The sequence below is a fragment of the Aquabacterium sp. genome (assembly GCF_035476535.1).
Classification (GTDB): domain Bacteria; phylum Pseudomonadota; class Gammaproteobacteria; order Burkholderiales; family Burkholderiaceae_C; genus Pseudaquabacterium.
Window position 1 is genome coordinate 1 of the sequence record NZ_DATILJ010000103.1, and the last position, 1,865, is coordinate 1,865.

Below are 1,865 nucleotides of genomic sequence, written 5' to 3' on the forward strand. Positions count from 1 at the left end.
GCGCCAGCGCCAGGCCATGGGCCCGGGCACTGGCCGGCACGATGCGCTGGCCGCCTGGTACCTGCCGCTGCGCGGCCGCGACAGCTGCCATGGCGCCGCGCTGCTGCGCCTGCCGCAGCACGGCCAGGGCGACCCCGCGCAGCGCCGCCATGCGCAGGCGCTGTGCGACCAGATGGGCCAGGCCCTGCAGCGTGTGCGCACCAGCGCCGCCGAGGCCCGGGCGCGTGAGCAGGCGCAGCTGCAGGCCGTGCGCAATGCGCTGCTGGCCGCCATCTCGCATGATTTCCGCACGCCGCTGGCGACCATCCTCGGCGCCGCATCGTCGCTGCAGGAGCAGGGCGATCGGCTGGCGCCCGAGCAGCGCCAGCACCTGGCCAGCCGCATCGTCGACGAGACCCGCCAGCTCAGCCGGCTGGCCGACAACACGCTGCAGCTCGCCCGCCTGGACGCCCCTGGCCTGCAGCTGCAGCGCGACTGGGAATCGGCCGAGGAGATCGTCGGCGACGTGCTGCGCCGCGCGCGTCGCCGCGACCCGCAGCGCCGGGTGCGAGCCCGGCTCGAGCCCGCGCTGCCGCTGCTGCGCTGCGACGCTCTGCTGATGGCGCAGCTGCTGGACAACCTGGTCGACAACGCGCTGAAGTACAGCCCGGCCGACGCGCCGGTGGAGATCCTCGTGCGGCAACAGCAGGACCTGGCGCAGGATCGGCTGCTGATCGCCGTGCGTGACCGCGGCCCCGGCGTGCCGCCGGCCTGGCGCGAACGCATCTTCGATGTCTTCCAGCGCGGCGAGCGGGCCGACCCGCCGCTGGACTGCACGCGCCCGGGTGCCGGCGTCGGCCTCGCCGTGTGCCGCGCCATCGCCCGCGCCCATGGCGGCGAACTGCGGCTGCGCGCCCGCGGCCACGGCGGCTGCAGCTTCGAGTTCACGCTGCCGGTGGAGGTGCAACCTCAATGAGCTTGGAAGTGCTGCTGGTCGAGGACGATCGTGAACTGCGCAGCACGCTGCGCGATGCGCTGGTGGTCGAAGGTTATGGCGTGCACACGGCGGCCAGCCTGTCCGAGGCGCAGGCGCTGGCCGCGCATGCCGCGCCGGACCTGGTGATCCTGGACCTCGGCCTGCCCGATGGCGACGGCCAGGCGCTGCTGGCCACGCTGCGGCGGCAACGCAACATCCCCGTGCTGGTGATCTCGGCCCGCCAGGCCGACGGCCAGAAGATCGCGCTGCTCGATGCCGGCGCGGACGATTACCTGGTCAAGCCCTTCAGCATCGGCGAATTGCTGGCCCGCATGCGGGTGGCGCTGCGGCACCGCGGTACGCAGCTGCAGGCGTCGATAACGCATTATGAGAACGGCCAACTGACCGTCGACCTGGCCTCCCACCGCGTGCAGCGGGCCGGCGAACCGCAGCACCTGACGCCCACCGAATTCAAGCTGCTGGCCCGCCTGGTGCGCCAGGCCGGCCAGGTGGTGACACACCGCCAGCTGCTGGCCGATGTGTGGGGGCCGGAGTTCACCGAACACACCCATTACCTGCGCCTGTACATGGGCCAGCTGCGGGCCAAGCTCGAAGCGGAGCCGGGCGAACCGCAACTGCTGCTGACCGAGCCGGGCGTGGGCTACCGGCTTGCCGAGCCGGGCGCCTGAGCCGGCCGCCTCACGCTCGCGTCACTTATGCGTTCCTGATGCCCGGCACGGCACGCTGCGGGGCATGAACTCACCCACCATCGCTGCGGCCGGCGCCGCCACGCCGTCCACGCACGCCAAACAAGGCCTGGCCGCGCTGACGCTGGGCGCGCTCGGCGTCGTCTACGGCGACATCGGCACCAGCCCGCTGTACACGCTGGCCACCATCTTCAGCCCGGCCA

Annotated in this window: 3 protein-coding genes; all 3 read left to right on the forward strand. The window is 72.9% G+C overall.

The genetic code is table 11. The annotated features are described in order from the left end of the window. The coding region (locus VLK61_RS10500) for a sensor histidine kinase (protein WP_325420887.1) at nucleotides 1–955 on the forward strand (955 nt) is incomplete at its 5' end. Next, on the forward strand, nucleotides 952–1,644 hold the full coding sequence (locus tag VLK61_RS10505) for a response regulator (RefSeq protein WP_325420888.1): 693 nt from the start codon (nucleotides 952–954) through the stop codon (nucleotides 1,642–1,644). The genes VLK61_RS10500 and VLK61_RS10505, both read left to right, overlap by 4 nt. 64 nt (nucleotides 1,645–1,708) lie before the next feature. After that, the coding region (locus VLK61_RS10510) for a KUP/HAK/KT family potassium transporter (protein WP_325420890.1) at nucleotides 1,709–1,865 on the forward strand (157 nt) is incomplete at its 3' end.